The 22,029-nt window shown below is 72.3% G+C and carries 16 protein-coding genes; 5 read left to right on the forward strand and 11 right to left on the reverse strand.

What is annotated here, in order from left to right:
• Positions 1-9: 9 nt before the first annotated feature.
• Positions 10-1,275 carry a YhgE/Pip domain-containing protein gene (locus AQJ58_RS07010; RefSeq protein ID WP_067246188.1) on the reverse strand — a complete coding sequence of 422 codons (1,266 nt, stop codon included), beginning with the start codon at positions 1,273-1,275 and terminating at the stop codon, positions 10-12.
• 215 nt (positions 1,276-1,490) lie between these two features.
• On the opposite strand from AQJ58_RS07010, the gene AQJ58_RS07015 reads away from it, so the two are divergent.
• Entirely contained in the window at positions 1,491-2,165 is a 675-nt protein-coding gene (locus AQJ58_RS07015) for a hypothetical protein (RefSeq protein ID WP_067246190.1), read from the forward strand.
• 104 nt (positions 2,166-2,269) lie between these two features.
• Here AQJ58_RS07015 and AQJ58_RS07020 read toward each other — a convergent pair whose 3' ends face one another.
• The 9 genes from AQJ58_RS07020 to AQJ58_RS07060 all read right to left on the reverse strand — a co-directional run bounded on the left by AQJ58_RS07020 (position 2,270) and on the right by AQJ58_RS07060 (position 13,916).
• Positions 2,270-3,799: an NCS1 family nucleobase:cation symporter-1 gene (locus AQJ58_RS07020; RefSeq protein WP_067246193.1), complete on the reverse strand. Its 1,530-nt coding sequence runs from the start codon at positions 3,797-3,799 to the stop codon at positions 2,270-2,272.
• A 131-nt stretch (positions 3,800-3,930) separates the two neighbouring features.
• The gene (locus AQJ58_RS07025; protein ID WP_067246195.1) at positions 3,931-4,950 is read right to left on the reverse strand and encodes a TIGR03842 family LLM class F420-dependent oxidoreductase; all 1,020 of its coding nucleotides are present in this window, start codon (positions 4,948-4,950) and stop codon (positions 3,931-3,933) included.
• 11 nt (positions 4,951-4,961) lie between these two features.
• On the reverse strand, positions 4,962-6,365 hold the full coding sequence (gene hydA, locus AQJ58_RS07030) for a dihydropyrimidinase (protein WP_067246198.1): 1,404 nt from the start codon (positions 6,363-6,365) through the stop codon (positions 4,962-4,964).
• A gap of 98 nt (positions 6,366-6,463) precedes the next feature.
• Positions 6,464-7,306, reverse strand: coding sequence for a nitrilase-related carbon-nitrogen hydrolase (locus AQJ58_RS07035; protein WP_067246201.1), 843 nt, complete (start codon positions 7,304-7,306; stop codon positions 6,464-6,466).
• 192 nt (positions 7,307-7,498) lie between these two features.
• Entirely contained in the window at positions 7,499-9,082 is a 1,584-nt protein-coding gene (locus tag AQJ58_RS07040; RefSeq protein ID WP_067246203.1) for a PucR family transcriptional regulator, read from the reverse strand.
• A gap of 79 nt (positions 9,083-9,161) precedes the next feature.
• Positions 9,162-10,445, reverse strand: coding sequence for an aspartate aminotransferase family protein (locus tag AQJ58_RS07045; RefSeq protein WP_067246206.1), 1,284 nt, complete (start codon positions 10,443-10,445; stop codon positions 9,162-9,164).
• Positions 10,442-11,284 carry a nitrilase-related carbon-nitrogen hydrolase gene (locus AQJ58_RS07050; protein ID WP_067246208.1) on the reverse strand — a complete coding sequence of 281 codons (843 nt, stop codon included), beginning with the start codon at positions 11,282-11,284 and terminating at the stop codon, positions 10,442-10,444. Before AQJ58_RS07050 ends, AQJ58_RS07045 begins: the two co-directional genes overlap by 4 nt.
• 180 nt (positions 11,285-11,464) lie before the next feature.
• On the reverse strand, positions 11,465-13,510 hold the full coding sequence (locus AQJ58_RS42340; protein ID WP_067246211.1) for a hypothetical protein: 2,046 nt from the start codon (positions 13,508-13,510) through the stop codon (positions 11,465-11,467).
• A gap of 154 nt (positions 13,511-13,664) precedes the next feature.
• Positions 13,665-13,916: a helix-turn-helix domain-containing protein gene (locus tag AQJ58_RS07060; RefSeq protein ID WP_067246214.1), complete on the reverse strand. Its 252-nt coding sequence runs from the start codon at positions 13,914-13,916 to the stop codon at positions 13,665-13,667.
• Between the two features lie 32 nt (positions 13,917-13,948).
• On the opposite strand from AQJ58_RS07060, the gene map reads away from it, so the two are divergent.
• Both map and AQJ58_RS07070 read left to right on the forward strand, forming a co-directional pair.
• Positions 13,949-14,719: a type I methionyl aminopeptidase gene (gene map / locus AQJ58_RS07065; RefSeq protein WP_067246217.1), complete on the forward strand. Its 771-nt coding sequence runs from the start codon at positions 13,949-13,951 to the stop codon at positions 14,717-14,719.
• 217 nt (positions 14,720-14,936) lie between these two features.
• Positions 14,937-17,474 (forward strand): ATP-dependent Clp protease ATP-binding subunit, encoded by a 2,538-nt coding sequence (locus AQJ58_RS07070; protein ID WP_067246219.1) that lies wholly within the window; start codon positions 14,937-14,939, stop codon positions 17,472-17,474.
• Here AQJ58_RS07070 and ggt read toward each other — a convergent pair.
• A complete protein-coding gene (ggt, locus tag AQJ58_RS07075) occupies positions 17,469-19,280 on the reverse strand; it encodes a gamma-glutamyltransferase (protein ID WP_067246222.1) in 1,812 nt (603 codons plus the stop codon). The two genes, AQJ58_RS07070 and ggt, sit on opposite strands and share 6 nt — an antisense overlap.
• A gap of 143 nt (positions 19,281-19,423) precedes the next feature.
• On the opposite strand from ggt, the gene AQJ58_RS07080 reads away from it, so the two are divergent.
• Positions 19,424-20,170, forward strand: a complete 747-nt coding sequence (locus tag AQJ58_RS07080; protein WP_067246225.1) for a hypothetical protein — start codon at positions 19,424-19,426, stop codon at positions 20,168-20,170.
• A gap of 80 nt (positions 20,171-20,250) precedes the next feature.
• Entirely contained in the window at positions 20,251-21,825 is a 1,575-nt protein-coding gene (locus AQJ58_RS07085) for an alpha/beta fold hydrolase (RefSeq protein WP_067246227.1), read from the forward strand.
• Positions 21,826-22,029 lie beyond the last annotated feature (204 nt).

Here is a 22,029-nt window from a genome sequence, read left to right on the forward strand (position 1 = left end):
GGGCCGGGCTCACGCGGGTTGCGGAGTGAGGCGTTTGTGGCCCTTGCGGTCGTAGTAGCGGGTCATCGAGAAGCCGAAGACGAGGGCGAGGGCCGTGCCGATCGCGATCATGATCCAGGAGCGGGTCAGTCCGGCGTCGCCGCGCGCGTCGAAGAAGAGGATGGCGCGGACACCGTCGCTGAGCTGGCGCATGGGCTCGAAGTTCGCCAGGAAGCGGTAGAAGTCGGGCACCGCCTGGAGGGGGACGGTGGCGCCGGAGGACGGCAGGCCGAGGACGATGAAGACGAACAGGGACACCAGCTGGCCGACGCCGCCGAAGGCCGCGTTGATGGCCTGGACGCCGAGGCCGACGGCGAGGGTCGCGCAGTAGGAGTAGATCCACAGCAGGGGCAGGTGCGAGGCGTCCATGTCCAGGATCGCCACACAGGCGAGCATCACCAGCGAGACACTGACGAGGGTGATGCCGGCGGTCATCACCATCTTCAGCAGCAGGGTCTGGGTGCGGTCGATCGGCACGGTGGGGCGGCGGGTGTGCCAGGGGCCGATCTCGTTGTCGGCGTAACCGAGGGCGGTGTCCACGCCGTTGCTGATGACATTGCCGCCCATGAAACCGGCGAGGACGAGGAGCAGGGTGTAGTAGAAGGCGGTCAGACCGAGACCGCTGTGGGTGCCGATGGGGTGCCCGACCCGGGTGACGACGTTCACGGGGTCGGCGAGCAGCAGGGCGGTCGTGGAGTCGGCGGCCGGGGCGGCGGCGGTGAGCTGCTTGCCGATGGTCAGGGAGACCTGGTGGGCCGCGCTGGTGGTGATCCGGCTCGCCAGGGAGGAGCCGAGGCTGCCCTTGCCTGGGTTGGTGAGGGTGGTGATCGTCGGCCGCACGGTGGCGTGGGTGGTGGTGAGCGCGGTGAGGGAGTCGGTGAAGTCGGCGGGGATGACGAGCGCGCCGTACACCTTCCCGGAGTCCAGTTCGTCCTGGGCCTCGGCGCGGCCGAGGAGGCGCCAGTCGACGGAGCCGCCCCCGGTGTCGGCGGCGATGGCGGCGGCGGCCTGGGTGCCCAGGTTCTGCCGCTGCCCGGCGGGCGGGGCGCCCGTGTCGCTGTTGACGAGGGCGACGGGCAGGTCGCGCAGGTCACCGTTGGGGTTGACGATGCCGCCCATGTAGAGGAGGGACAGCAGCAGGGCGAGCAGTCCGGTCAGGACCGTGGGCAGCAGCCACAGCTTGGGGCGGCCCAGCAGGGTGCGGGCGCGGGCCTCGGGGGCGGCGGATTCGGGCATGGCTCTCCGTAGGTGACTGGTCGTGGTGCCAATTTATCCCCGTACACCCGAAAAATCCGACGATATGTCAGGAGGGGTGCGCCTTCTCGTGCCCCTTCGTCACCACGCGTGCACGCTGCGAGTTTTCGCTTCCGCCCCACAGGGAGTCGTGTGACACTGGCGTCCTTGTCCGCACTGCGGGCTGCTGTCCGCACCGTCCCCCACGAAAGTGCGCCGTGCGTTCTCTTCCACTGCCGCTCGCCCTCACCGCGCGTCTGACCCCGGTGGCCGTGCTGGCCTGCGCGGGCTGGGTGCTGTCCTCCGGTCCGGACGCCGACGCCCAGGACACCTCGGCCAACGGCACCCAGCAGACCCAGTCCGAGAAGAAGGCCGACGGCGGCCCGTCCGACCCCGCCGCGTCCAGGAAGACGTACGACACCGCTCTCGCGCCCTGCACGAGCGTGGCCGTCAAGACGATCACCTCGCTGGTGCCGGGCGCCAAGACGGCCGGCAAGGAGATCCCCTCCACGGATACCAGGCTGCGCCGCACCTGCTCCTGGAACGCGCTCAAGGGGTTCGACTACCGCTGGCTCGACATCTCCTTCGAGATCACGGACTCCGACGCGGCGGCGCAGTCGTCGTACACGGACCGGCTGAAGGAGAAGAGCGGCGGCGGCGCGGTGCCGGGCCTCGGCGACGCCGGGTACTCCGTGGTGAACCTGACCACGGAGGACAAGCAGCAGACCCGCGAGGGCACCGTCATCGCCCGGGTCTCCAACGCGCTGGTCGTCGTCACCTACAACGGCAGCGACTTCGAGACGAAGAAGGCCCCCGGCACGGATGTGATCAACACGGGGGCGATCAAGGCGGCGAAGGAGGCCGTGGCGGCGCTCCGGACGAGCGCCGGCTGAGCGGCCCGTGCCACGGCGACGGCCCAAGGAGCCCCGCTCGGGGTCCTTGGGCCGTCGCCGTGTTGCTGTGTCGCCGTGTTGCTGTGTCGCGGCGTCGCCGCGGGTCAGACCGCGCTCCGCTCCTTTCGCCCGGTGACGGTCATCAGGACCAGGTACACCAGGGTCGAGGTGCCGAGGCCGACCGCCCAGCCGTAGTCGGCCAGCGGCTCCAGGGCCGGGATGGGTCTGCCGTCGATGATCGGCTTGAAGCTGGCGCCGCCGATCGCGAGGACGCCACCTGTCAGGAAGGCCACCACGGCGGGCCAGTTCCAGCCGCCGTCGTACCAGTAGCGGCCGCCCGCGCGGTACAGGTCGGTCAGGTCCAGTCTGGCGCGGCGCAGGATCCAGTAGTCGGCGATGAGGATGCCGGCGACCGTGCCGAGCAGACCACCGACCAGACCGAGCCAGGTGAAGATGTAGCCCTGCGGGTCGGAGTACAGCTTCCAGGGGAAGATCAGCACCCCGATGACACAGGTGGCGAGGGCGCCGGTGCGGAAGCTGATCCTGCGCGGCGCCACGTTGGAGAAGTCGAACGCGGGCGAGACCAGGTTGGCCGCGATGTTCACCGACAGGGTCGCCACCAGCACCGTCACCAGCGCGAACAGCAGCCCGAAGACGTTGTCGGTCTTGGCGGCCAGTTGGACCGGGTCCCAGATCGTCTCGCCGTAGACGGCCTGCGAGCCGGAGGTGACGAGCACCGACAGCAGCGCGAACAGCGTCATCGTCGTGGGCAGGCCGAGCGCCTGGCCCCAGGTCTGCGCCTTCTGGGACTTGCCGTAGCGGGTGAAGTCGGGGATGTTCAGCGACAGCGTGGACCAGAAGCCGATCATGCCCATGAGGGAGGGCCAGAACAGCTTCCAGAAGTCGCCGCCCCAGCCGAGCTTGGAGGGCTGGTCGAGCAGCGGGCCGAAGCCGCCCGCCTTGTTGCTCATCCAGATCAGCATGACCAGCGCGCCGACGATGACGAACGGCGCCGCCCAGTTCTCGAAGCGGCGGATGGTCTCCATCCCCCGGTAGATGATGGCGACCTGGATCGCCCAGAAGATCGCGAACGACAGCCACATGGTCCAGGGGTGGCCGCCGAACGTCCCGGCGTCGCTCCAGCCGTTGCCGATCAGCTTCCCGGCGAGGAAGTAGATCGCCTCACCGCCGATCCAGGTCTGGATGCCGAACCAGCCGCAGGCCACCAACGCCCGTACGACGGCGGGCAGGTTGGCCCCTCGGATACCGAAGGAGGCGCGGGCGAAGACGGGGAAGGGGATGCCGTACTTCGGCCCGGCGTGCCCGGTGAGCAGCATCGGGACCAGCACGATCACATTGGCCAGGGCGATGGTGAGCACCGCCTGCTTCCAGTCCATGCCGACGGCGATCAGACCGGAGGCGAGGGTCCATGACGCCGTGTTGTGGGCCATGCCGACCCACAGCGCGGAGAAGTTGTACGTGGTCCAGGTGCGCTTGTCGACGGGAACCGGCAGCAGGTCCTCGTTGGCGTAGGGGCCACTGGGCGGCGGGGAACCGGGGGCGAACTCCACGCGCCCGTCGGGGCGGGTCACTTGGTCGGACACGGGTATCGCCGTGGGAGCGGTGTCGGTCATGGGCAGGCCAATCAAACGAGGGCGGATCCGGAAAGGCCGTGCGGGTCTCCGGCCCCTCCCCGGGACGGCGGGGAGGGGAGAACTGGAGTGGGGGGAGGGGGAGTTGCTCCTGCTGATACCGGGGCGCCGGGTCAGCCGTTGACGGCGGGGATGACCGTCGTGCCGTACGCGTCGATGACCTTCTCGCGCGCGTCGTGCATGTCGTAGACGGCGAACTGGTCGACGCCCAGCGCGCGCAGGGCGTTCAGCTTCTCGATGTGCTTCTCGACGGGGCCGATGACGCAGAACCGGTCGACGATCTCGTCGGGCACGAACGCGGTGTCGGGGTTGTCGCTGCGGCCGTGGTGGGAGTAGTCGTACCCCTCGCGGGCCTTGATGTAGTCGGTGAGTTCCTCGGGCACCTGGGAGGAGTGCGCGCCGTACTTGGACACCAGGTCGGCGACGTGGTTGCCGACCATGCCGCCGAACCAGCGGCACTGGTCGCGGGCGTGGGCGAGGGCCTCGGGCGAGTCGTCGTCGGTGACGTAGGCGGGGGCGGCGACACAGATCTTCACGTCACCGGGGTCCCGGCCGGCCGCGACCGCCGCGTCCTTGACCGCCTTCACCATGTACTCGGTGAGGTACAGGTCGGAGAGCTGGAGGATGAACCCGTCGGCCTCCTCACCGGTCATCTTCAGCGCCTTCGGCCCGTACGCGGCCATCCAGACGGGAAGCTCGGCGCCCTCCTTGATCCAGGGGAACCGGATCACCGTGCCGCCGAGGTCCGCCTCCTGGCCCGAGCCGAGGGCGCGGATGACCTTCATGGCCTCGCTGATCCGGGCGAGGGTGTTCGGGGCGCGGCCGGCCACCCGCATCGCGGAGTCGCCACGGCCGATGCCGCAGACCGTGCGGTTGCCGAACATGTCGTTGAGGGTGGCGAAGGTGGAGGCGGTGACCTCCCAGGTGCGGGTGCCCGGGTTGGTCACCATCGGCCCGACGGTCAGCCTGCTGGTGCCGGCCAGGATCTGGCTGTAGATCACGAACGGTTCCTGCCACAGCACGGCGGAGTCGAAGGTCCAGCCGTAGGTGAAGCCGTTGTCCTCCGCGCGTTGCATCAGCTCGACGACCTTCGAGGCCGGCGGGTCGGTCTGCAGGACGAGTCCGAAGTCCATGGGCACCCTTCCTAGGTGAGGTACTGACAGGTGGAGCGCGGGGTGTAGACGCCGTGGCCCGCGCGTCCGGTGTACTCCCGCTCGGTGATGACGAGTTCGCCCCGCGACAGGACCGTCTCGACCCGGCCGGTGAGCCGCCTGCCCTCGTACGCCGAGTAGTCGACGTTCATGTGGTGGGTCTCGGCGGAGACCGTCTGCTCGGTGTGCGGGTCGTAGATCACGACGTCCGCGTCGGCGCCGGGGGCGATGGTGCCCTTCTTCGGGTACATGCCGAACATCCGGGCCGGGGTCGCGCAGGCGATCTCGATCCAGCGGCGGCGCGTGATGTGCCCGTCGACGACGGCCTGGTGCAGCAGGTCCATCCGGTTCTCGACGCCCGGCAGACCGTTGGGGATCTTGGAGAAGTCGCCGCGCCCCAGTTCCTTCTGCCCCACGAAGCAGAACGGGCAGTGGTCCGTGGAGACGACCTGGAGGTCGTTGGTGCGCAGGCCCTGCCACAGCTTGGCCTGGTGCTCCTTCGGCCGCAGCGGGGTGCTGCACACGTACTTCGCACCCTCGAAGTCCGGTTCGGCGAGGTTGTCCGTCGACAGGAACAGGTACTGCGGGCAGGTCTCGCCGAAGACGTTCAGCCCCTCGTCGCGCGCCCGGGCCAGCTCCGCGACCGCCTCCATCGCCGAGACGTGCACGACGTAGAGCGGGGCACCGGCGACCTGGGCGAGCCGGATCGCGCGATGGGTGGCCTCGGCCTCCAGGAGGGCCTTGCGGACCTCGCCGTGGTAGCGCGGGTCCCGCTCGCCGCGGGCCAGCGCCTGCTCCACCAGGACGTCGATGGCGATGCCGTTCTCGGCGTGCATCATGATCAGGCCGCCGTTGTCGGCGGAGCGCTGCATGGCGCGCAGGATCTGGCCGTCGTCGCTGTAGAAGACCCCCGGGTAGGCCATGAACTGCTTGAAGGAGGTGACGCCCTCCTCCACCAGGTGGTCCATCTCCTTGAGCGTCTCCTCGTTCACATCGGAGACGATCATGTGGAAGGCGTAGTCGATCGCGCAGGTGCCCTCGGCCTTGGCGTGCCAGGCGTCCAGGCCGTCGCGCAGGCTCCGGCCGACGCTCTGCACCGCGAAGTCCACGATCGTGGTCGTACCGCCCCAGGCGGCGGCCCGGGTGCCGGTCTCGAAGGTGTCGGAGGCGAAGGTGCCGCCGAACGGCAGCTCCATGTGGGTGTGGGCGTCGACCCCGCCCGGGATGACGTACTTCCCGGTGGCGTCGATGACCTGCCCGTCGGTCCAGGCCTCGGCGGCGGGGGTGCCGGAGGCGGCGAGAGCGGCGATACGGCCGTCCTCGATCAGGACGTCGGCGTGGATCTCGTCGGACGCGGTGATGACGAGACCGCCGCGGATGATTTTACGGCTGCTCATGTTTCCGGCTCCGGAGAGGTAGGAGGTCGGGTGCGGGTCGGTGGGGGCTGGTCGCGCAGTTCCCCGCGCCCCTGCCGGGGCGCGGGTGCCGCCCTGATCTACGGCGCTGTCAGCGGACCGTACGCCTCCGGGCGGCGGTCGCGGTAGAACTGCCAGCGGTCGCGGACCTCGCGGAGCTTGGCCATGTCCAGGTCGCGGACGACGAGTTCGCTCTCCTTGTCGCTCGCGACCTCGCCGACGAACTGCGCCTCCGGGTCCACGAAGTAGGAGGTCCCGTAGAAGTCGTTGTCGCCGAGCTCCTCGATGCCGACCCGGTTGATCGCACCGACGAAGTACTCGTTGGCGACGGCCGCCGCCGGCTGCTCCAGCTGCCAGAGGTAGGCGGACAGGCCGCGGGAGGTGGCCGAGGGGTTGAAGACGATCTCGGCGCCCGCGAGGCCGAGCGCCCGCCAGCCCTCGGGGAAGTGGCGGTCGTAGCAGATGTAGACGCCGATCCTGCCCACGGCCGTGTCGAAGATCGGCCAGCCCGCGTTCCCCGGGCGGAAGTAGAACTTCTCCCAGAAGCCCTTGACCTGCGGGATGTGGTGCTTGCGGTACTTGCCGAGGTAGGAGCCGTCGGCGTCGATCACCGCGGCGGTGTTGTACAGGACGCCCGGCTGCTCCTCCTCGTACATCGGGAGCACCAGGACGATGCCGTGCTCCCGGGCGAGGGCCTGGAAGCGCTGGACGATCGGGCCGTCCGGGATCTGCTCGGCGTACTCGTAGAACTGCGGGTCCTGGACCTGGCAGAAGTAGGGCCCGTAGAAGAGCTCCTGGAAGCACAGGACCTGGGCGCCCTGCGCGGCCGCGTCGCGGACCGCCTGCTCGTGCACCTGGATCATCGATTCCTTGTCGCCGGTCCAGGCCGTCTGGAACACGGCGGCGCGGATCACTCTGCTCATCGGGACCTCCACTCGCTCGGTGTGAGAGGACCTTAGAAAGCCCGCGCGCCCGCTTTGAGTGGCACGGTGTCACGTCTGGGGCAGCTGGGCGTGCCACCGTGTCACGTCCGCCAGGGCCCATGTTTCACCGCCGTTTTCGCAGGTCGTTGCATGTTTCGGGGCTGTTGCCCGGGGCTGCCGGGACCGAGGGGGTCAGGCTTGCTGGGCGTCGTGCGCGAGCAGCGCGATATGGACCGAGGCGGCCTGTTCGAAGTCGTCCAGGTCCACTCCGAGCCGGGCCTGTATCGCCTCCAGGCGGCGGTAGAGGGCGGGCCGGGAGACGTGGTGGAGCTGCGCGGTGCGGGACTTGTTGCGGCCGGTGGCGAGATAGGTGCGCAGCACGGCGAGGAGGTCGTCGCCGGCCGCGCGGAGCAGTCCGTCCAGCTCGCGCTCGGCGAAGGCCTGGACGTGCGGGTCGTCGCGCAGCAGCCGGATCAGACCGCGCAGATGGACGTCCTTGAGGCGGACGACGGGCGGCAGGGCGAGGGCGGCCGAGGACTCGGTGACGGCGTCGGCGACGTGCTGGGCCTCGCGCAGCCCGGCCGGGACGTCCTCCCACAGGGTGCGCGGTCCGGCCGAGGCGACGACCGTGCGGGCCTCGCCGGACTCGGTGCGCAGGCGGGCCGCGAAGTGCGCGGCGAGGGCCTCGGCGTCCTGGTCGCGGGCGAGGCTGAGCAGCACGGCGGTGGCTCCGTCGGCGAGCTCCGCGACCAGCCCGCGCAGGCCGAGCAGGCGCAGCACGCGGTCGAGCTGGGCGGGGTCGCCGTCGCGGACGACGAGCGGGACGAAGGTGCGCCGGTTGACCGGCAGCCCGGCGGCGCGGGCCCGGGGCAGCAGCTGCCGGGCCGGTACGACGCCGGAGGCGAGGTCGGTGAGCAGGCTCTGCGCGGACTGCTCTTCCCAGGTGTGGGCGGAGGCGCCGCCGAGCATGCGGTGCAGGACGAGCGCCTCGGCCGCCCGGTCGGCGAGCAGCCGGCCGCCGGCGGTGTCGCCGCGGTAGCCGCAGAGCATGATCTCGCCCCACCGTTCGCCGCGGCCGCCGAGTTCGGCGCGGATCCAGCCGTCGCCCTCGCTGCCGCCGGCCTGCCGGGCGATGCGTTCCCAGTCCCGCAGCACGTCGTCGACCGCGGAGCGCTCGCCGCCGGTGGCCAGCACCCGGTGGGCGAGGTTGGTGACGACGACGGGACAGCCGGTGTGGTGGGCGATCTCGTCGAGCAGCCGCTGGAGCGGTGCCCCGGCGGTCATCAGCCCGGTCAGGGCGGTGCGTACGGCCTCCGAGAGGCTGACGGCGGCGAACTTGCGGCGCACCAGCCGCGACTGGACCTCCTCGGTCAGCTCGGCGAACGGGAACGGCCGGTGCAGCACGACCAGGGGCAGGCCGCAGCGCTCGGCGGCGCGCCGCATCGCGTCGGGCGGGGCGGGGAAGGCGCGCCCGAGGCCGAGGACCACGGCGGCGGCCTCGGCGCGGTGCAGGGACCGGATGTACTCGGCCTGGGCGGTCTCGTCCCCGGCGAGCAGCACGCCGGTGGTGAGGACCATCTCGCCGCCGGTGAGCATCACGCCGACGTCCGGCGCCTCGGCGACGTGCACCCAGCGCACCGGCCGGTCGAGCCGGTCCGCGCCGGCCACCACCTCGGGGTCCCCGGCCAGGACGCGCTCCAGGGACAGGACCTGGCGGACCGACAGGGCGGGTTCCAGGGGCTCCACGGGGCCCCAGGTCTCCAGGGTGCTGGTCATGGCGGTGTTCCCTTGCTCGACCGGCGCGGTGGGCGCCGGGACTACGCGGCGGTGCCGGGCTGCGCGGCGGGTGCCGCCGCTACTGCGTGCTCCTCAGCGCGCTCTCGAGGATCGCGGCGCCCTCCTCGGCCTCCGCGACGGTCAGCGACAGCGGCGGGGCGATCCTGAGGGCGCTGGTGTCGTGCCCGCCGCCCTTGCCGATCAGCAGGCCGCCCGCGCGGGCCGCCTCCAGCACGGCGGACGCCCGCTCCGGGTCGGCCCGGTCGGTGCCGGGTCTCGTCAGCTCCACGCCGATCATCAGACCGCGGCCGCGCACCTCGCGTACGCCGGGGTCCTGGGCGGCGACGGACCGCAGCCGCTCGATGAGCAGACCGCCGACGCGCCGGGCGTTGCCCTGGAGGTCGTGTTCCAGGAGGTAGGTGAGGTTGGCGAGGCCGGCGGCCATGGTGAGCTGGGTGCCGCCGAAGGTGGAGATGCTGTTGGCGTCCAGGCAGTTCATGATCTCGGCGCGGGCGATCACCCCGCCGATGGAGGAGCCGTTGCCGATGCCCTTGGCGAAGGTGACGATGTCGGGCGGACCGCTTCGGCCGTGCGCCTGCCAGCCCCAGAAGTGGTCGCCGGTGCGGCCCCAGCCGGTCTGGACCTCGTCGGCGATCCACAGGACGCCCCGCTCGTGCAGCACCTCCCGGAAGGCCGCGTACAGGCCGTCGGGGGGCGAGGTGAAGCCGCCCACGCCCTGGATGGGCTCGGCGATGAGGGCGGCGGGCGGGCGGGTGTGTCCCAGCAGGTCGCGGAGGTCCTCGACACAGGCCGCGATGTACGCCTCGTCGTCCAGCCCGGCGAACGGGCCGCGGCCGCGCACGCCGCCGTGCACGTACAGCGTCTGCAGCGGGGACAGCGAGGTCGGGGACCAGCCGCGGTTGCCGGTGATGCCGACGGCGCTGAAGGAGCGGCCGTGGTAGCTGTTGCGCATGGCCAGGACGGTGTTGCTGCGCCGGTAGGTGGTGGCGAGCAGCAGGGCGGTGTCGTTGGCCTCGGTGCCGGAGGTGGTGAAGAAGACACGGGCGTCGGGGACGCCGCTGAGCTGGGCGATCCGCTCGGCGAGCTCGACCATCGGGCGGTTGAGGTACAGCGTGGAGGAGTGCACGATCCGGCCGGCCTGCTCGCTGACCGCCTTGGTCACCTCGGGCAGGGCGTGCGCGGTCATCGTGGTCAGGATGCCGCCGAAGAAGTCGAGGTACTTCGTGCCGTCGGCGCCCCAGACGTGCCGTCCCTCGCCGTGGGTGATCTCCAGGGGCTCCTCGTAGTAGAGCGCCAGCCAGTCCGGCAGGACGTTCCGGTGGCGCGCGTACAGGTCGCTCACGGCTGTACCAGCCCTTCGTAGGCGTCGGGGCGGCGGTCGCGGTAGAAGGCCCACTGCTGCCGCACCTGTTCGATCAGGTCGAAGTCCAGGTCGCGGACGACGAGTTCCTCGCTCCTGTCGCTCGCGACCTCGCCCACGAACTGTCCTCGCGGGTCGACGAAGTACGACGTCCCGTAGAAATCGTTGTCCCCGTACTCCTCCACTCCCACACGGTTGATCGCGGCGACGAAGTACTCGTTGGCGACGGCCGCGGCGGGCTGCTCCAGCTGCCACAGGTGGCTGGACAGGCCGCGGTGGGTGGCGGAGGGGTTGTAGACGAGCTGCGCGCCGTTGATGCCGAGCTGCCGCCAGCCCTCGGGGAAGTGGCGGTCGTAGCAGATGTAGACGCCGACCTTCCCGACGGCCGTGTCGAAGACGGGCCAGCCGAGGTTCCCCGGCCGGAAGTAGTACTTCTCCCAGAAGCCCTTGACCTGCGGGATGTGGTGCTTGCGGTACTTGCCGAGGTAGGAGCCGTCGGCGTCGATCACCGCGGCGGTGTTGTAGTAGAAACCGCTCTGCTCGACCTCGAACACGGGGACGACGATCACCATGCCGGTCTCGCGCGCGAGGTCCTGCATACGACGCACGGTCGGCCCGTCCGGCACCGGCTCGGCCCAGCGGTAGTGCTCGGGCTCCTGCACCTGGCAGAAGTAGGGGGCGTTGAAGACCTCCTGGAACCCGATCACCCGGGCGCCCTGCCGGGCCGCCTCGCGGGCGTGCTCCTCGTGTTTCGCCACCATGGACGCGGTGTCGCCGGTCCAGGTGGCCTGGACCAGTGCGGCACGTACGGCGTCGGTCATGAGCTGCTCCTTCGACGGGACGTCAGAGCCTCTACGCCCGTAGACGAAGGTCGTAGAGGGACGAACGTAAGCCTCCGGGGAGGGCTTGCCAAGACCATCGTCGTTAACCCGCGAAGTCGATCGCGTTTCACACTCACGTGGGTGAGCCGGGGCGCGTACGGCGTACCGCGCGCTGTCCCGTCAGGCGCTGAAGCCGGCCACCCGCAGGGCGTGGACCAGGTCCCAGCGGCGCTGCTCCGAGACGCCCCGGGCGGCCTCCAGGAGCAGCGGAACGAGGGCCTGGGGGTCGGGGGCGGCGCCGCGGGCGGCCTCCTCCGGGGGGCGGACGCGGACGTAGGCGTCGAGCAGGGCGCGGGCCTCGCGGCGGCGGCCGCCCCGGTGCAGGCCGAGGACGGCCTGCCCGATCTCCTCGGCCGGGCGGGCGACGCCCTGCCGCAGGAGCTGCTCGCCGTCGGCCGTGCGCCCCACCGCGACCAGGGCGTCCGCGGCCTCCACCAGCCGGTCGGCGGGCAGTGAGGCGGCCTCCCAGAGCAGGGTGGTCCAGTCGGCGCCGAGCCCGGCGCGCCGGAGCTCCGCGGCGAGCAGCGGGATCCGGGCGGCCGGCCAGTACGCCAGCTCGACGAGCAGCGCGTGCGCCTCGCCGCTGCGGCCCTCCGCGCGCAGCGCCACCAGCTGCTCCACCGCCCGCACGGTCTCCCCCCGCGCCTCGGCGTCCAGCGGCTCCCGCTGCGGCTCCTCCCGCCGTTCCGCACGGGCGGCCGCCCCGGCGAACCGGGCGCCGCGCAGCGTACGCCGGGCGGCGGAAGGGGGCTCGGGCGCCACCGGCCCGGCACTCGGCGGTACGGCGACGGAGGCGTCCTCCTCCTGAGCCATCCCGGCGAACCGCGCACCGCCCCGACGCCGCCTCTTCTGCTTGGCGCCCTTCTCGGGCCCGGCGGCGTCCCGCCCGCTCACGTCGCCCGCCGGACCGGCGTCCTCATCGGAACCGGGGTCAGCTCCTGCCGGCCCCGCGAGACCCCGCTCCGAGGGGGCAGCCGAGGTGGGCCCGGCGGACACACCGGCAGCCGGCCCCGCGACGCCGCGATCTGTGCCCGCCGACGGCTCCCCGTGGCGAGCGGGAGCCGGGGAAGCGACCGCCGCGCCTGCGCCGTACCCCGAGGGATCGGGGGCCGACAGCGTCCCGTCGCGCACGTACCCGGGCGCGGACACCGCCTCACCCCGCAGGTGGTGCCCCTCGGAGAACCGCACCGCCTCACCCCGCAGGTCACCACCGGCCCCCGACACCGCCTCACCCCGCAGGTGCCCCTCGGAGAACCGCGCCGTCTCGCCCGGCGCGTCGTCGCCGGACGTCCGCACCGCCTCGGCGCGCAGGCGGCTGCCGAGCGTCGGCGCCGTCTCGTCGTACAGCCGGCCGCCGGACGCCTCCCCGGCCTCGCCGCGTCCGTGATCGCCGGGGGCCGGGACGGGGGCGGGGCGCAGGTGGGCCTCGGGGGACGGCTCGGCGCCGGTCTCCCCTGTGGGCCCGCCGGGTCCCGCCGTCACCTCACCGCCGCGCCACGGGTCCGGGCGGGACGCGTCGGCCTGCGTGCCGTGCCCGGGGGCCCCGGCGCCGCTTTCGTTCCCGCTCCCGCTGCCACTTCCTCCGTACGACGACGTCGGCCCGTACACGGTCGACGGCCGGCGTACCGCGTGGGCGTCGGTGATCCGCCCCTCCCCCGCCCGGCGCTCCCACTCGGCCATCCGGTGCCGGAGTTCGGCACAGCGCGCGACGGCGCGTTCGTGGTCGTCGTGGGCCCAGGCGAGGTCGAGGCGGATGGCCTCGGCGTCCTCCTGCGTGGCCGCGGTGCCGAGCAGGCGCCCCAACTCGGCCTGCCGCTCGGCGGCGTAGCGCTGCTCGCGGAGCATCACGTCGAGCCGGTCGCCAAGCGCCTCACGGCCGCCGGGACGGGCGTCGTACGCGATGAGCGCCGCGGTGTGCAGGGACCGGGCGTGCTCGGCCTCCCGCGCGGCGGCCGGGGTGCCGTACACGGCGGCGAGGTCCTGGAGCACGGCTTCCACGACGTCCCAGGGCGGCATCTCGCGCCCGTCGAGGCAGGCCTGCATACCGTCCGGATCGCGCTGCCAGAACACCGCGCACCAGCCGGCCCCCTGATCGAGGCGCGCCAGCAGCCCGTTCAGGTAGTTAGCGAACTCCCCCACCCGGCCCGGGAGTTGATCCACACCCATCGCTCAGCTCCCGCCCCACCGGAACACTCCGCCCGACAGAAAACACCAGCAGTGTTACAGCGGGGCTACGGCGAGTTTGCAAAGCGGACGCGGAGGGCGCCGCACGCGACCTTGGCCGGAAAGCGCCCCTGCCCCGGCCGCGTTGACGTCCCGCTCACACCCCGGCCGGCGTGCACCGTCCGGCCAGCTCGTCCATGGACAGCCCCAGCGCGACGGCCAGCGCGGCGACGGTGAAGAACGCCGGGGTCGGCGCCCGTCCGGTCTCGATCTTGCGGAGGGTCTCGGCGGAGATGCCCGCGCGCGCCGCGATCTCGGCCATGCTCCGGCCGCCGCGCGCCTCGCGCAGCAACCGCCCGAGCCGCTCGCCGCGCTCGCGCTCTTCGGGGGTCAACGGGTTACGCACCATGCCGCCATTCTAATACCGGTATAGTAATTGGCATGATGGAACTCAAGACCCGGGCGTCGATCGACGCGATGTACGAAGCCGGACAGGTCGTCGCGCGGACCCTGACGGCGGTGCGCGAGGCGGCCGGCGTGGGTGTCTCCCTGCGGGAACTGGACGAGGTGGCGCGGGACGTCCTGCGGGAGGCGGGCGCCGACTCGCCCTTCCTCGGCTACCGCCCGTCCTTCGCGCCGACCCCGTTCCCCGCGGTGATCTGCGCCTCCGTGAACGACGCGATCGTGCACGGCATCCCCACCGGCCTGCGGCTGCGCGACGGCGACCTCGTCTCCGTCGACTGCGGGGCACGGCTGGGCGGCTGGGTCGGCGACTCGGCGATCAGCTTCACCGTGGGCCGGGCACGCCCGGCGGACGTCCGGCTGATCGAGACGGCGGAGCGGGCCCTGGCGGCCGGCATCGCGGCGGCGGTCCCCGGCAACCGCATCGGCGACATCGCCCACGCCGTCGGCACGGTGTGCCGCGCGGGCGGCTACGGCATCCCCGACGGCTTCGGCGGCCACGGCATCGGCCGCCAGATGCACGAGGACCCCGGGGTCCCCAACGAAGGCCGCCCCGGCCGGGGCCTGCGCCTGCGCGCCGGCATGGCGATCGCCATCGAGCCCATGCTCATCGCGAGCGGTCGCGACGACTGGCACACGGCCCCCGACGGCTGGACCCTCAGGACGAACGACGGCTCCCGGGCGGCCCACACGGAGCACACGGTGGCCATCACGGAGGACGGCCCCAGGGTCCTGACGCAGAGGCGGTAGGACAGCCGGCCCGAAGAGGCGCGCGGTGGCCCTCCCGCGGAAGGCGGGCGGGGCGGCGGGCGGGGAACTGCGCGAGAACCCCCCACGCCCCGCACTCGCCCCACCGCACCGGCCCCTCAGGACATGCCGCCCCCCACCGATCGTGCAATCGTGGTGTAGCCCGGCACGGCCAGGGCACCCGTCCGCCCGGCCACGCACGTCGATCGAACGGAACGCCATGACCAGCGGCTACATCGGCCCGGAGGGCGACCCCTTCGGTGAATTCCTGGCCCGCTTCTTCGGCGGACCCCGCCCCGGCCCCCGCCAGATCAACATCGGCCAGCTCCTGAGCCAGCCCGCCCGGGAACTGGTCCGGGGCGCCGCCCAGTACGCCGCCGAGCACGGCAGCCGTGACCTGGACACCGAGCACCTGCTGCGCGCGGCCCTCGCCGCGGAGCCGACCCGGAGCCTGCTCAGCCGGGCCGGTGCGGATCCGGACTCGCTGGCGACGGAGATCGACAAACGGTCCGGGCCGGCGCAGCACCCGCCGGGCGAGGCACCCCCGCCGACCTCGCTGTCCCTCACCCCGGCCGCCAAGCGGGCCCTGCTGGACGCCCACGACCTGGCCCGCTCCCGCGGGGCGGGGTACATCGGCCCCGAGCACGTGCTCAGCGCCCTCGCCGCGAACCCGGACTCGGCGGCCGGGCACATCCTGAACGCGGCCCGGTTCGCGCCCGCCGCACTGCCGCCCGAGGCCGCGGAGACCGCGCAGGCGCACCCCGAGCGGCAGCGGCCCACCGGCACCCCCACCCTGGACAAGTACGGCCGGGACCTCACCGAGCTGGCCCGCCAGGGCCGGATCGACCCGGTGATCGGCCGGGACGACGAGATCGAGCAGACCATCGAGGTGCTGTCCCGGCGCGGCAAGAACAACCCGGTGCTGATCGGGGACGCGGGCGTCGGCAAGACCGCCGTGGTGGAGGGGCTCGCCCAGCGCATCGCGGACGGCGACGTGCCGGACGTGCTGGACGGCCGCCGGGTGATCGCCCTGGACCTGACCGGGGTGGTCGCGGGCACCCGCTTCCGGGGCGACTTCGAGGAGCGTCTGAACACCATCGTGGGCGAGATCCGCGCCCACTCCGACCAGCTGATCGTGTTCATGGACGAGCTGCACACGGTGGTCGGCGCGGGCGGGGGCGGCGAGGGCGGCTCGATGGACGCCGGGAACATCCTCAAACCGGCGCTCGCCCGCGGCGAGCTGCACGTCGTGGGGGCGACGACGCTGGAGGAGTACCGGCGGATCGAGAAGGACGCGGCGCTCGCCCGCCGCTTCCAGCCGATCCTGGTACCCGAGCCGACCGTGCCGGACACGATCGAGATCCTGCGCGGGCTGCGCGACCGCTACGAGGCCCACCACCAGGTCCGCTACACCGACGAGGCGCTGGTGGCGGCCGTGCAGCTGTCGGACCGCTACCTCACCGAACGCCGGCTGCCGGACAAGGCGATCGACCTGATCGACCAGGCCGGGGCCCGGGTGCGGCTCGGCGCCCGCACCAAGGGCACGGACGTACGGGCCCTGGAGCGCGAGGCCGAGCAGCTCGCCCGCGACAAGGACCAGGCGGTCGCGGACGAGAGTTATGAGCTGGCCACCCAACTGCGCGACCGGATCACCGAGTTGAAGCAGCGCATCGCGGACGCCTCGGGCGAGGAGGAGGTCGACGAGGGCCAGCACCTGGAGGTCACCGCGGAGGCCGTCGCCGAGGTGGTGTCCCGGCAGACCGGCATCCCGGTGGCGAGCCTCACCCAGGAGGAGAAGGACCGGCTGCTCGGGCTGGAGGAGCATCTGCACGAGCGGGTGGTGGGCCAGGAGGAGGCCGTACGGGTCGTCGCGGACGCGGTGCTGCGCTCACGCGCCGGGCTGTCGAGCCCGGACCGCCCGATCGGCAGCTTCCTCTTCCTCGGGCCGACCGGGGTGGGCAAGACCGAGCTGGCCCGGGCGCTCGCGGAGGCGCTGTTCGGCAGCGAGGAGCGGATGGTCCGGCTCGACATGAGCGAATACCAGGAGCGGCACACCGTCAGCCGGCTGGTGGGCGCCCCGCCCGGGTACGTCGGCCATGAGGAGGCCGGTCAGCTCACCGAGGTGGTGCGCCGGCACCCGTACTCGCTGCTGCTGCTCGACGAGGTGGAGAAGGCGCACCCGGACGTCTTCAACATCCTGCTCCAGGTCCTCGACGACGGGCGGCTGACCGACTCCCAGGGCCGTACCGTCGACTTCACCAACACGGTGATCGTGATGACGAGCAACCTGGGCTCGGAGGCGATCGGCCGGCGCGGTGCCGGCATCGGCTTCGGATCGGGCGGCACCGAGGCGGACGAGGAGGCGCGGCGGGAGCAGATCCTCAGGCCGCTGCGGGACCACTTCCGGCCGGAGTTCCTCAACCGCATCGACGAGATCGTGGTCTTCCACCAGCTCACCGGCGACCAACTGCGCCGGATCACCGAGCTGTTGCTCCAGAGGACCCGACGGCTGCTGCAGGCGCAGGGCATCGGTGTGCAGTTCGCGGCCGGGGCGGTGGACTGGCTGGCCGAGCGCGGTTACCAACCCGAGTACGGGGCGCGGCCCTTGCGCCGCACGATCCAGCGCGAGGTGGACAACCGGCTGTCGCGGCTGCTGCTCGACGGCCGGGTCGGGAACGGGGACCGGGTCCGGGTGGAGGTCGAGGACGGGCAGCTCGCGTTCCGCACCGAGCCGCCCGCCCCCGCCCCGGAGCTATGACGCCGGACGCACGACCTGGGCCGAGCCGCCGCCGCGCCGTACGGTCTCTGCGGCGGCCAGCCACTTCCCGCCGGGCAGCCGCTGCACCCCGGTCGCCGCGCCGATCTCGGCGTTCAGCTTGAACGAGTGCCCGATCGCCTCCAGTCGGGACCGGACGCCGTCCGGGCTGGTGTCGTTGTAGAGGGCGGGTTCCATATCGGTCTGGGCCGCGTTGCGCTGGCTGACGCGGGGCGCGGCGATCGCGTCGACGAGCGGCAGGCCCCGGTCGAGGAACTCGGTGAGGGTCTGGAGCACGGTGGTGATGATGGTGGAGCCGCCGGGTGAACCGAGCGCGACCACCGGCCTGTCCTGCCGGTCCAGGACGATCGTCGGGGAAATGGAGGAGCGCGGCCGCTTGCCCGGGCCCGGCAGGTTCGGGTCGTGCACGGCCGGGTTGGCGGGGGCGAAGGAGAAGTCCGTCAGCTCGTTGTTGAGGAGGAAGCCGCGGCCCGGGACGGTGATCGCGCTGCCGCCGGTCTGCTCGATGGTGAGCGTGTAGGCGACGACGTTGCCCCACTTGTCGGCCACCGTCAGATGGGTGGTGTTCTCGCCCTCGTACGTCGTCGGCGCCGTCGTGCCGCCGGTGCCGCAGGCGGCCGGGTGGCGGGGGTCGCCGGGCGCGACGGGGCTGGTGAGCACCGCGTCGTCCTTGATGAGGCAGGCCCGCGAGTCGGCGTACCGCTGCGACAGCAGCGCTTGCGTCGGTACGTCCTCGAAGGCGGGGTCGCCGACCCAGCGCCCCCGGTCGGCGAACGAGATCCGGCTGGCCTCGATGTAGTGGTGCAGGTACTGGACCTCGCTCGCCTTCGCGAGGTCGGTGTTCTCCAGGATGTTGAGGGCCTCGCCGACGGTGGTGCCGCCGGAGGAGGAGGGGGCGATGGAGTAGACGCCGAGGCCGCGGTACGTCGTCCTGGTGGGCGCCTGGAGCTTGGCGCGGTAGGCGGCGAGGTCGTTGGTGGTCAGGGCGCCGGGCCGGGCCTTCCAGCCCGAGGCCGGGTCGACGGGCGGGTGGTTGACGGTGTCGACGACGTCCTCGCCGAGGTCGCCCCGGTAGAGCGCGGAGACGCCCGTGCGGCCCAGTTCCCCGTAGGTCCGCGCGAGGTCGGGGTTCTTGAACGTGGAGCCGACCGCAGGGAGCCGGCCGCCGGGCAGGAACAGCTTCGCGGTGTCCGGGAAGTAGCGGAAGCGGGTCTCGTTGGCGGCGGTCTGGGAGCGGAAGGTGTCGTCGACGGTGAAGCCCTCGCGGGCGATGCGCTCGGCGGGCTTCAGGACCGAACCGAGCGTGCGGCTGCCCCACTGGTCCAGTGCGGTGGCCCAGGTGGCGGGGGTGCCGGGGGTGCCGACGCTCAGGCCGCTGCTGACGGCGTCGGCGAAGGCGAGCGGGGCGCCGTTCTCCAGGAACAGGTTCGCGTCGGCGGTGAGCGGCGCCCGCTCACGGCCGTCGATGGTGTGCACGGTACGGGACTTGGCGTCGTAGTAGACGAAGTAGCCGCCTCCGCCGATGCCGGAGGAGTAGGGCTCGGTGACGCCGAGGGCGGCGGCGGTGGCGACGGCCGCGTCGACGGCGTTGCCGCCCTTGCGGAGCACCTCGATGCCGGCGGCCGAGGCGTCCGCGTCGACGCTGGCGACGGCACCGCCGTACCCCACGGCGACGGGGACCTTCGCAGGGGTCGCTCTCCCGGCGGCGGGCGGCGCGGCGGCCCCCACCGTGACCACGGCGGCCGAGACCGCCAGGACCGACAGTTTCCGCGCGACAGGGCGACGCATCCGTACCTCCAGTCGGGAACCGTCCGCGCAGCGTAGCCAGATTCACAGGGCCCCGACAGGTGCCTTCCGGGCACTGTCATACGACTGCCACACCTCGAACACGGGTACGTCACAGGCATGTCCGCCCGCTACCATGCGCGCCCATGAACGACGACGTGCGCAACATCGTCCTGGGGGTCATCGCGACCGGTCTGAGCGCCGCGCTCGGCTGGGTGGCCCGGACCTACCTGTGGCGCCGGAAACTCCGGCGCAAGCAGGCCTTCTTCGGGCTCCCGGAACACTCCGAGTGCCTGCTCGTCGTCAACCGCGACGCGGGCAGCCCCGATCTCGCGGTGCACCGCCACGACGTCTTCGCGCTGCTGGAGCTCTCCGCGCTCATCAAGGACTGCGGGGCGGGCGCCGAGGTGGTCACCCAGGACGCGGCCCGGCAGGGGTTCGGGGAGCGGACGGAGTTCTGTGTGGGCGGCCCGGGGTCCAACCGGCGGATGGCGGCCCATCTCCAGGCGATGCTGCCGGGGGTGCGGGTCAACACCGACCGGGAGCCGGGGCCGGACCGCCTCGCGTTCCGGATCGGCGAGCAGCAGTACCGGATGGACGCGGGCGTCACCGAGTACGTCCTGCTCGCCCGGCTGACGGCGGGTCAGCGACGGGAGCAGCGGCCGGTGTTCCTGTTCTGCGGGCAGCGCGCCATCAACAACCAGGCCGCCACCCGGTATCTCGTCCGGCACCACGAGCGGCTGGCCCGCAAGCACGGCGGCAACTCGTTCGTCCTGCTGCTGAAGGTCGTCAACTCGCAGGCGTACGGCCCCGATGTGGTCGAACTGGTCGAGGATGTGACCCGGGCGGCCCAGACACCGCTGCCTGCCGAACCAATCGTTACTCCCACGTAACTCACTGACGGGTTACCCCCGGTAGGGCCACCGGTTACCGTCGGGTCACTTTTGCATCGCCGCATGCCGAGGAGTGCCCCGTGGGACGACGACCGCACCGCAGGACCCTGCGCACGACCGCCGTCGGCGCCGTGTCCGCCTCCCTGGTCGCCGGAAGTGTCCTCGGTCTCGCCCCCGTCGCGCGGGCCACCGCGGGCGCGGTCCGGTACGTCGACATCGCCGGGGACGGCGGCACGGTCCTGAAAGCCAACGTGATCACCCCGGCCGGCGCCGACGGCACCCGCCGCTACCCGCTGATCGTGCTCCCCACCAGCTGGGGCTTCCCGCAGGTGCAGTATCTCGCCCAGGCGCAGCGGCTCGCCGACGACGGGTACGTCGTGCTGAGCTACAACGTGCGCGGCTTCTGGCAGTCGGGCGGCGAGATCGATGTGGCGGGTCCGCGCGATGTGGCCGACGCGTCCCGGGTGGTGGACTGGGCACTCGCCAACACCCCGGCGGACGCCCGGCACATCGGGATGGCGGGCGTCTCCTACGGCGCGGGCATCAGCCTGCTGGCCGCCGCGCACGATCCGCGCGTCAAGGCCGTCGCCTCGCTCAGCGGCTGGGGCGATCTGCTCGACTCGATCTACTCCGGCCGCACCCAGCACCTCCACGCGGCCGCCGTGCTCGACACGGTGGGCACGGTCACCGGCCGGCAGAGCGCGGAGTCCCGGAAGATCTTCTCCGCCTTCTACGACTCCGACCTGTCGAAGGAAGAGGAGATCGTCGCCTGGGGGGAGAAACGCTCCCCCGCGAGCTACCTGGACCGGCTCGACAAGAACGGCACCGCCGTGCTGATGGCCGGCGCCTGGGGCGACACCATCTTCCCGCCCAACCAGTCCGCCGCCTTCTACGAGCGCCTGTCCGGCCCCAAGCGGCTGGAGCTGCGCCCCGGCGACCACGCGACCGCCGAACTCACCGGTCTGTTCGGCGTGCCCAACGACGTGTGGACGGACACCCGGCGCTGGATGGACCACTACCTCAAGGGCGTCGACAACGGCATCGACCGCGAACGGCCCGTCCAGCTCAAGTCCCGCTCCACGGACGGCTACGAGGGCTACCCGGACTGGAAGTCGGTGGGCTCGACCCGCGAGAGGATCGCCCTCGCCGGCACGGCCACGGTCCACACGAACGTCGACTCGGGCGCCGACGGCGGGATCGTGTTCCTCTCCAGCATCCTCGACCAGGTGGCACGGGTCCCCCCGATGGCCTCGATCCCCCTGCTCCCCCGGTACTGGGCCGCCGTATGGCAGTCGGGGAAGTACCCCACGGCGCAACGCGTGCGGGGCACCGCCCGGTTGCACACCACGCTCACCCCGACCGAGGAGAGCGGCACCCTCGTCGCCTACCTCTACGACGTGGGGCCGCTCGGCCTCGGCAAGCTGGTCTCGCACGCGCCGTACACCTTCCACGGGCGGACGCCCGGAAAGCCGTTCGGTCTCGACCTGGAGCTGTTCTCCACGGCCTACGACGTCCCCGCAGGGCATCGACTGGCCCTGGTCGTCGACACGGTCGACCCGCTCTACGTCGAGCACAACCCGTCCGGCGCGCGGCTGACCTTCTCCTCGCCGGCGACCGACCCGTCGTACGTGTCGGTCCCGCTGCGCGAGCAGTGATCTGCGACCGGCGCCGGCCGGGCAGGGCTCTGTGACTTCCGCCCCCTACGGCCGGATTGCCGCGGAGAGTCCCCCACCACCTGGCAACAGCGTCCCCGGTTCTGCCGCCGCGGCGGTCGCGACCCCGGTTCTGGGGGATGAACGGCCCATCCTAGTCGCCCCCTTCAGTGCTTGAGAATCTTGGAGGAAACTATCCAGGGCGGC

The organism is Streptomyces sp. DSM 15324 (assembly GCF_001514285.1).
Lineage (GTDB): Bacteria > Actinomycetota > Actinomycetes > Streptomycetales > Streptomycetaceae > Streptomyces.

Bases quoted from the DNA above. Each gene is read 5' to 3' on its own strand.
- AQJ58_RS07010 (WP_067246188.1), bottom strand. From the start codon at position 1,275: ATGCCCGAATCCGCCGCCCCCGAGGCCCGCGCCCGCACCCTGCTGGGC.
- AQJ58_RS07020 (WP_067246193.1), bottom strand. From the start codon at position 3,799: ATGACCGACACCGCTCCCACGGCGATACCCGTGTCCGACCAAGTGACC.
- AQJ58_RS07025 (WP_067246195.1), bottom strand. From the start codon at position 4,950: ATGGACTTCGGACTCGTCCTGCAGACCGACCCGCCGGCCTCGAAGGTC.
- hydA (WP_067246198.1), bottom strand. From the start codon at position 6,365: ATGAGCAGCCGTAAAATCATCCGCGGCGGTCTCGTCATCACCGCGTCC.
- AQJ58_RS07035 (WP_067246201.1), bottom strand. From the start codon at position 7,306: ATGAGCAGAGTGATCCGCGCCGCCGTGTTCCAGACGGCCTGGACCGGC.
- AQJ58_RS07040 (WP_067246203.1), bottom strand. From the start codon at position 9,082: ATGACCAGCACCCTGGAGACCTGGGGCCCCGTGGAGCCCCTGGAACCC.
- AQJ58_RS07050 (WP_067246208.1), bottom strand. From the start codon at position 11,284: ATGACCGACGCCGTACGTGCCGCACTGGTCCAGGCCACCTGGACCGGC.
- AQJ58_RS42340 (WP_067246211.1), bottom strand. From the start codon at position 13,510: ATGGGTGTGGATCAACTCCCGGGCCGGGTGGGGGAGTTCGCTAACTAC.
- AQJ58_RS07060 (WP_067246214.1), bottom strand. From the start codon at position 13,916: ATGGTGCGTAACCCGTTGACCCCCGAAGAGCGCGAGCGCGGCGAGCGG.
- map (WP_067246217.1), top strand. From the start codon at position 13,949: ATGATGGAACTCAAGACCCGGGCGTCGATCGACGCGATGTACGAAGCC.
- AQJ58_RS07070 (WP_067246219.1), top strand. From the start codon at position 14,937: ATGACCAGCGGCTACATCGGCCCGGAGGGCGACCCCTTCGGTGAATTC.
- ggt (WP_067246222.1), bottom strand. From the start codon at position 19,280: ATGCGTCGCCCTGTCGCGCGGAAACTGTCGGTCCTGGCGGTCTCGGCC.
- AQJ58_RS07080 (WP_067246225.1), top strand. From the start codon at position 19,424: ATGAACGACGACGTGCGCAACATCGTCCTGGGGGTCATCGCGACCGGT.